Raw genomic sequence first — 8,071 nt, forward strand, 5'->3', positions numbered from 1 at the left:
TGCGACTTATAACGTGACGAAGTATCTGGATGTCACCGCCGGTATCGATAACCTGTTTGATAAACGCCACTTCCGTGAGGGTAATGCGCAGAGCACCGGCAATGCCACCACCGGCGCCTATCTTTGGGGCGCGGGCGCGAACACTTACAACGAATCAGGACGCACCTACTATATGGAACTGGGGATGCATTTCTGATGTGAACCAGCGGCTATCGGATGTGATGGCCGCTTAATTTTGGGGTGCATCATGATGTGCACCTATCAACCAGAGTATCGGGATTTCAATGCTTTATAGATTTTCAGCAATAAACCGTCCCATTGGCCTGCTGCTGTTGTTGCTCAGCAGTGTCACCACCAGCGTTTTTGCACGCCCGAATATGACGCCACTCGGCCCGAATATCGCCGACAAAGGCTCCGCTTATTACCACTTCTCCATCAGTGAATATGACTCGGCTGATGGCCAGCGGCATTACAAAGTTTGGACTGCGGTGCCAGATAAAGCGCCTCCGCCATCTGGCTACCCGTTGATCACGATGCTGGATGGCAATGCGGTAATGGACAGGCTGACCGATCCGCTGCTGCAAAAACTCTCGGCAGGCAACCCTCCGGTTCTGGTGGTGGTCGGGTATCAAACCACATTGCCTTTTGAGGTAAACGCGCGAACTTACGATTACACCCCGCCTGACAAAGAGCATGGCGATGCAGGATACACTTTTAGTCGCGGTCGCAAGGGCGGCGGCAGCAGCGCATTCCGCACCTTGCTAGAGCAACGTATTTTGCCCGCAGCGGAGAAAGGTGTGCATGTCGATCATCAACAACGCGCGCTGTGGGGCCACTCTTACGGCGGATTGTTTGTACTCGACAGCTATCTCTCCTCTCAGCTGTTTACGCGCTATTTCGCTGCCAGTCCATCGGTCGGCCAGGGATTTAACTCTCTGTTGAGTGAGATGCAGACCCGCAAAGCCAGTAATAAGCAGATCACTTTGATGGAAGGGAATGGCGATCGCCGCAGCGATAGCAACACGGCGGAACCTGAAGTATTGCGCGCGGTGCGCACCACTATCGAAGGTATGGCAGAGAACGGCACAGCCGCACGCTATCAACTTTATCCGGGACTGTCCCACGGACAAATGTTTGGTGCATCAATGGAAGAGGCGCTGCTGGAAATGTCACAGGCAAAATAGCGAGGAGAAGTGGGCGCAAAAAATGCGCCCACCGAACGGCTTAATTAAAGAACTTTATATCAGTGGGCGTGGATATTTTTGCTGCATCGCCCGCTGCTTTCAGCTCACCGCTCTTTTCATCGAAATGGAACAGGGAAATATTGTTGGTGAACACGTTAGTGACATAGAGATATTTTCCACTGCCATCAAATGAGAACGCCCGAGGTTCAATGCCGTTGGCTTTATAACTGACCGGCTTGCCTAACTGGCCATCCGCCTCAATTTTAAACACCAACAGCTTATTATCTGAACCACGATTCGCTGCAATCACATATTTACCGTTCGGACTGAGAATAATTCCGCCGCCGCTACGGTATTCAGCACTGTTATTTTCAGTGTTCAGCTTCACGGTATTGCTGCGGTCCAGGTGATCGTCTTTCACTGTAAATACCGCGATCTCACCGGCCATTTCGGTGGTGACGTAGGCATGTTTGCCATCTGGTGAGAACACCATATGACGCGGGCCAGAACCGGCGGTAAAGGTCACGTCATGCGCGGTATCCGCTTCCAGAGGCTCAGCCTTATTGGCGTGATAACGATAGGCATGGAGCTTGTCACCGCCGAGATCGGCAGCGTACAGATATTTACCGTCGTGGGTAAAGGTGGTCGAGTGTGCGTGACCGCCATCCTGACGCCCTTTCACCGCGCCCGTGCCGTGGTCGAAAGCAAAGTGCTGCACCTGCTCACCCAGTTTACCGTCATGATGAATCGGGAACACCGAGACGCCCGCGCCGCCTTTCGCCACCGAGTAGTTAGCGACAAACAGGAACTTACCGTCCGGGCTGATGGTGGCGTGCGTCGGCTGTTGCCCATGGCTATCCACCGCATTTAGCACTTTCACCTGACCGCTTTTATCAATGGACAGTGCGGTAACGGCCCCGGCGTTTTCTTCGTTGGTGGTATAGGCAAAGCGACCATCCTGAGATTTTACAATCCATGACGGGCTTTTCATTTTGATCACATCAAGTGGCGTTAAAGTGCCATCCGCATTCACCTTGAGGCGATATAAACCTTCGCCAGGATGATCCGGTTTCTGCTCTAATGGAGCATCTGGAATCGACGTCCAGGTACCCACTAAAGCGATTTGTTGATGTTCCGCAGCATTTGCCATAGCGCTCCCCGCCAGTGAAAAAACAGCTAAGGATAATGCCATGGTTATGTTTGATGCTAAACCGCTGAATGCGGCTTTTTTATTTCTATTCATTTTCGTACCCCACCATAATCGGAATGTTTAACGACTATAGTGGGATTAATTTGAATAGCGCCCGGCCAGGGTGACCGGGTTCACAATATAGCAGATTACTTTTTAGGAAATCGTGCCTTTAAATTCTGACTCATCACGATTCAAGGTAAATATCTGCCAGTCAACTTGTTTTGCATGAAGCGTAAATACCGCTGTCGCCAGGGTGTTCTCTTCATCCGGATCGTTCGGCGAAAGGCGATAAATGGGCAGCACCGCATCATGCTGGTCAGAGAGAATCGCTTTTGCTGCATCGCCGTCCAACTGCGTTTGTGTCTCCAGCCATGCAATTAAACGCTGCTGCCGTGAGCCGGAGCTAGCAGTGATCACCTGTTCCACGCCATCAAGCTGCGGATGAATCAGGTGATTGGCATGGGCGAACACTGCGGTCAGTTGCGTTACGGAGCAACCCGAACCCGTGGCTTCCACGCTAAACAGACGGCTATCGCCCATCTGTCCGAGCGTATGGTGGAACGATCCGGCGCGCGGTGATGTGGTCAGAATAGCGATAGCCTCATCCAGCGTAGTCGCATTCAGCGCGGCGCGGGCCAGAATCTGACGCGGCACTCCTTCCGGGCGATACAGCGCACGAATATTATTTACCGTGTTCACCACGCCCTTCTCGTTTACGGCAACGGTATGACCGCAAATTGACCCCGGATAAGCAAAGCTGGTAAACGCCCTGCCGCTATCCGGACGGATGCTGACGATGGCACAGTCATCGCGTAATTGAGGAAAACCATCTTCATTGTGCGCGATAGTTAACACGCCATCAGCACGCTGTCCCGCCACGGTGGTACATCCATCCGAGGTTGAACGTACTAAATCGCCACGGCAGTTCCAGGCAAAAACCTCCTCAATCGGCGCCTGTAATCCTGCGGCCAGCCCTTCCAGCTCCTGCCAGATCAGCGGATAGTGCGCCTGGACCAACGCGCGCATGGCCACCGTTTGGTCGGCGTCTTTCATGGCTGTCACTGTCTGCCAGAGTGCGGTGAGCGTCAGCTTTTGATGCCAGGCTTCACGGCCAAATTCACCCAGTTGCTGACCAATTTCGAAGTCGGAACCATGGATTGCGATTTTTTTCATATTGTTATCGTTCACTTCTGTTCAGGATACGTGTTGCAAGAATTCTTTCAGACGCGGATTGTCGCTGGCCGTCAGCAGCATATCAGGTGAACCGTCTTCGGCAATGGTGCCGCCATCAATAAAGATCAGTCGTGAGGCCACATCACGGGCAAAGCCGATTTCATGTGTCACGATCACCATCGTCATGCCCTCTTCAGCCAGTGATTGCATCACTTTCAAAACTTCGTGGCGCAATTCTGGGTCGAGAGCTGAGGTTGGCTCATCGAACAGCATCATCTTCGGCTTAACAGCTAACGCACGTGCAATCGCCACTCGCTGCTGCTGGCCGCCAGAGAGTTCAGACGGATAGTGATTGGCGCGCTCACGCAAACCCACACGATCCAACAGTGCCATCGCCTGTTCACGGGCTGCAGCTTTGCTCTGCTTGCGCACGCGAATCGGACCAAACATCACGTTTTCCAACGCGGTGAGGTGCGGGAACAAATGAAATTGCTGAAACACCATGCCCGCCTCGCGGCGAATATCGCACTCATTGGCGTGTGGATCGGTGATGTGCATGCCCGCCACCAACAGCGTACCGGAGGAGATCTCTTCGAGCTTATTGATGCAGCGTAACAGCGTGGACTTACCCGAGCCCGATGGCCCGATAATCACCACCACTTCACCGGCTTCAATCTTTAGATTGATGTCATGCAGTACCTGAGTGGTGCCAAAACTCTTCGACACCGCGCTAAATTCAACCATGCTCATAAAATATGAATCCTTTTCTCCAGTTGCTTCAGCAGGAAACTCAGGCACAACGTCACCAGCAGATAAATCATCGCTACCGCTGTCCAGACTTCCAGTGCGCGGAAGTTACCGGCAATAATCTCTTGCCCTTGACGAGTTAATTCCGCTACGCCAATCACAATAAACAGCGAGGTGTCTTTAATACTAATAATCCACTGATTGCCTAACGCGGGGATCATACGACGTAGCGCCAGTGGCATAATAACGTGTAATACGGTACTGCGCTGTGATAATCCCATTGCCAGACTGGCTTCTTTAAAACCTTTATTGATGGAGAGGATCGCACCGCGCGTAATCTCCGCAATATAGGCGCCAGAGTTAATCACAATGGTCACAATCGCAGCCGTCACCGGATCGATACGGATCGGCATGACCATCGGCAGTGCAAAATAAATGAACATCACCTGCACCATAATCGGCGTGCCGCGAATTAACTCAACGAAAATCAGTGAAAGTGTTTTTGATATTCTACCGCCCAATGCACGACAAGTGCCCGCCAGCAAACCAATAATAAAACCACCCAGCAATCCTGATAGCGAAATAATCAGCGTTAACTGTAATCCCTGTAACAGCAGTGGCAGGGACTCCCAAATATATTTACTTTCGAAATTCATCTTTCAACCCGTAAAAACGAAACGAGGCCGATTCTCACCGGCCTGGCGGGATTATTTTGGCTGCTTAGCAAACCATTTCACGTAGATTTGGTTATAGGTGCCATCAGCGCGCAGTGCCTGCAACGCAGCATTCACCTTAGGCGTTAAGCTGCTGTTCTTCTGCATCGCAAAGCCATACTGCTGTGGCAGAATGCTGTCGGTTTCACCGGTGGATTTCACTTTGCCATCGCCTGCCGTTTTCACGTAATAGAGCACGTTCGGTGAGTCATGCACCACGGCGTCGAGGTTGCCGGCTTGCAGATCAAGATAGGCATTATCGATATTAGGGAACTCAACGTAGTTCGCTTTATATTTGCTTTTCATAAAGCTGGCAGCAGCAGTGCCTTGCTTGAGGCCCACTTTCTTACCCGATAAATCGCTAAATTTCGTGATGGAATTATCGGAGCTTTTTACCGCCATCAATAAATCGGCGTCGTAATATCCCTCACTGAAATCGACGACCTGCTTACGCGCATCCGTAATAGTAATGCCTGCCATCGCCACATCCAGATTACGCGATTGCAAGCCCGGAATTAACCCACCAAAATCCATTGGGCGTAATTCGTAGCTAACGTGCATTTTCTTCGCAATGGCATCCCATAAATCGATATCAAATCCGACGTATTTATCACCTTGTTTAAATTCGAACGGAACAAATGCGGTGTCTACACCGACGGTTAATTTATCTTGCGCTGCTGCGACAAAACTGGCTGAACAAGCAACCAATGCTAACGTAACTTTTAATTTAGAGAATAATGCAGACATAATAACCCTCAGCGTCAGTGAAATAGCGTGCGATGAATGTCACCCAGCGAAATATTTCGGCAGGAGTAAAAAGATAAATCCATTTGATATTCAGGGCGCATTCGATCACGCCCTGATGAAAACGACGGCTTATGCCGGGATAATATCATCCCGTGTTTCGGGTACCGGCGTCTGTGCGCCGTTCATGACCATCGAGAGGAAGCTGTAATAACCGTTAATGCCAATCAGATCCACCACGCCCTTTTCGCCCCATAAATCGATGGCTTGTTGCCAGGTGGTGTCAGTGACTTTTTGCTGTTGATGCAGTTGCTGGCAAAAGTGGTAAATCACCCACTCATCGGCCAGCAGATCATCGGGCAGGCGCTTCTCATTAATGGCCTGCACGGCGGCGGCGGATATGCCCTTCTCACGTGCTATCGGAGCATGAATCGCCCACTCCACCGGCTGCGACCAGTGACGCGCCGTCATGAGAATCGCCAGTTCCGATAAGCGCTGACCGAGCGCGCTGCGATAGCGCAGGTACTCTCCCATGCGCTGCGCGTGTGCCATCAGCTCAGGGCTGCGCAGCAGTGGTTCAAAGGGTGGAAGCAGCGCACCACGTGGCCCGTTAATGATCTCTTCTGCCAGTGGACGTTGCTGGTCGTCCCACTCGTGCTCCGCCAGCGGCGGCAAACGATTAATCATAATTTACCGGTCTCTTCACGAATCACAGTCGCCAGCGTATCCACCACAAAATCGAGCTGGCTCGGCGTAATAATAAATGGCGGAGCAATCAGGATGTGGTCGCCATACTGCCCGTCAAGGGTGCCGCCCATCGGATACACCATCAGGCCACGAGCCATACAGTTGGCTTTAATGCCAGCATGTAGTTTCAGTGCAGGATCGAACGGGGTTTTGCTCTCTTTATCGCGCACCAGTTCCACGCCGGCAAATAAGCCGCGCCCACGTGTGTCGCCCACATGCGGTAATGCGCCCAGCACTTCACGCAAGGCATTTTGCAGGTAAGCGCCCTGCTGCTTCACCGCATCGAGCAGGTTATCGCGTTCAATCACCTGCTGGACGGCCAGTGCCGCTGAAGCCGCCGTAGCGTGGCAAATATAAGTATGACCGTGCTGGAACAGACCACTGCCCGACTGGAGTGCGGAGACGATCTTTTCGCTGGCCAGCACGGCACCAATCGGCTGATAACCGCCACCCAACCCTTTGGCGATAGTGACCAGATCCGGCACCACATCATCTTGTTCAAACGCGTGCAACGTCCCGGTGCGTCCCATACCGCACATCACCTCATCGGCGATATACAGGATGCCGTATTTATCGCACAGTGCGCGCACGCCTTTCAGATAACCTGGCGTCGGCGGAGTCGCGCCGGTGGTGGCACCCACTACCGTTTCAGCGCAGAAACCAATAATGGTTTCCGGACCGGCATCAACAATTGCTTGTTCCAGTTCATTGAGCAGACGCGTGGTGTATTGCTGCTGCGTTTCATCAGCACGACGATCGCGGTATTCATTACAGGCTGACACGCGAATCACGTCGATCAGTAATGGGGCAAACTGGCGACGGCGCCACTCATTGCCGCCGACGGCCAATGCACCCAGCGTATTGCCGTGATAGCTCTGCTTGCGCGCGATAAATTTGGTACGTGACCCCTGCCCGATTTCAACGAAATATTGACGCGCTAATTTCAGCGCGGTTTCCACGGCTTCCGAACCACCGGAAACGAAATAGGCGTAGTTGAGATCGCCAGGCGCCGTGCGCGTCAACTGTTCAGCGAGTTGCTCAACGGTGTCGCTGGTAAAAAAGCTGGTGTGAGCATAGGCCAGTTGGTCGATTTGACGATGCATCGCGGCTAACACATCAGGATGCGCGTGGCCTAAGCAGGAAACGGCAGCACCACCGCAGGCGTCGAGATACTGCTTTCCTTGTTTATCGAAGATGTACGCCCCTTCGGCGCAAGCAGCCACGGCGGGCGTGCTGCGCAAACTGCGGTGAATAATGTGGCTCATACTGGGTACTGCTCCTGAATACGCTACGGTAATTAAGCGCATCTTGCAGGATTCATTTGGATCACGTCAATGCAATAATGATTCACATGCATTCTATTTTCTTATGACGGATACAAATGAATCATTCCTCAGGATTTGCCAGGCACCACATATGCTCCAGATTCAATCAGATAGCGTTCGGCATTTTCGATTTTATGCACAGCATCACGGCCATGGCGCGCCACCAGCATTGCCAGTAAGCACTCTGCCAGCCCCATGCCAGAGACCACTGAGGGGAAGAACGACGGACTGTCGATAGAGAATAAT

General features: G+C 52.3%; 9 protein-coding genes and 1 pseudogene. 2 read left to right on the top strand and 8 right to left on the bottom strand.

Features of this window, described 5'->3' with window-relative positions; all coding sequences use genetic code 11:
• Positions 1-196 (top strand): TonB-dependent receptor (locus H7A81_RS23670; protein WP_182058893.1); only part of this gene is annotated, 196 nt, incomplete at its 5' end.
• 88 nt (positions 197-284) lie between these two features.
• Positions 285-1,184 (top strand): alpha/beta hydrolase, encoded by a 900-nt coding sequence (locus tag H7A81_RS23675; protein WP_160867147.1) that lies wholly within the window; start codon positions 285-287, stop codon positions 1,182-1,184.
• A gap of 40 nt (positions 1,185-1,224) precedes the next feature.
• On the opposite strand, the gene H7A81_RS23680 is transcribed toward H7A81_RS23675, so the two are convergent.
• The 8 genes and pseudogenes from H7A81_RS23680 to H7A81_RS27820 all read right to left on the bottom strand — a co-directional run.
• Complete coding sequence (locus tag H7A81_RS23680) at positions 1,225-2,334, bottom strand: lactonase family protein (protein ID WP_182058894.1); 1,110 nt, start codon at positions 2,332-2,334, stop codon at positions 1,225-1,227.
• Between the two features lie 195 nt (positions 2,335-2,529).
• The gene (locus H7A81_RS23685; protein ID WP_182058895.1) at positions 2,530-3,549 is read right to left on the bottom strand and encodes a C45 family peptidase; all 1,020 of its coding nucleotides are present in this window, start codon (positions 3,547-3,549) and stop codon (positions 2,530-2,532) included.
• Positions 3,550-3,570: 21 nt separating this feature from the next.
• On the bottom strand, positions 3,571-4,293 hold the full coding sequence (glnQ, locus tag H7A81_RS23690; protein ID WP_034830426.1) for a glutamine ABC transporter ATP-binding protein GlnQ: 723 nt from the start codon (positions 4,291-4,293) through the stop codon (positions 3,571-3,573).
• Between the two features lie 2 nt (positions 4,294-4,295).
• Positions 4,296-4,952, bottom strand: coding sequence for a glutamine ABC transporter permease GlnP (gene glnP, locus H7A81_RS23695; RefSeq protein ID WP_034830279.1), 657 nt, complete (start codon positions 4,950-4,952; stop codon positions 4,296-4,298).
• A gap of 51 nt (positions 4,953-5,003) precedes the next feature.
• Positions 5,004-5,756, bottom strand: coding sequence for a glutamine ABC transporter substrate-binding protein GlnH (gene glnH, locus H7A81_RS23700; protein WP_182058896.1), 753 nt, complete (start codon positions 5,754-5,756; stop codon positions 5,004-5,006).
• 129 nt (positions 5,757-5,885) lie between these two features.
• On the bottom strand, positions 5,886-6,440 hold the full coding sequence (locus H7A81_RS23705; RefSeq protein ID WP_182058897.1) for a carboxymuconolactone decarboxylase family protein: 555 nt from the start codon (positions 6,438-6,440) through the stop codon (positions 5,886-5,888).
• Positions 6,437-7,765, bottom strand: coding sequence for an aspartate aminotransferase family protein (locus tag H7A81_RS23710; protein WP_182058898.1), 1,329 nt, complete (start codon positions 7,763-7,765; stop codon positions 6,437-6,439). Before H7A81_RS23710 ends, H7A81_RS23705 begins: the two co-directional genes overlap by 4 nt.
• A 128-nt stretch (positions 7,766-7,893) precedes the next feature.
• Positions 7,894-8,071, bottom strand: a pseudogene (locus tag H7A81_RS27820) (DNA-binding protein); the annotation flags it as partial.

Source organism: Pantoea sp. ME81 (genome assembly GCF_903970985.1).
In the GTDB taxonomy this organism is placed as follows: Bacteria; Pseudomonadota; Gammaproteobacteria; order Enterobacterales; family Enterobacteriaceae; genus Pantoea; species Pantoea communis.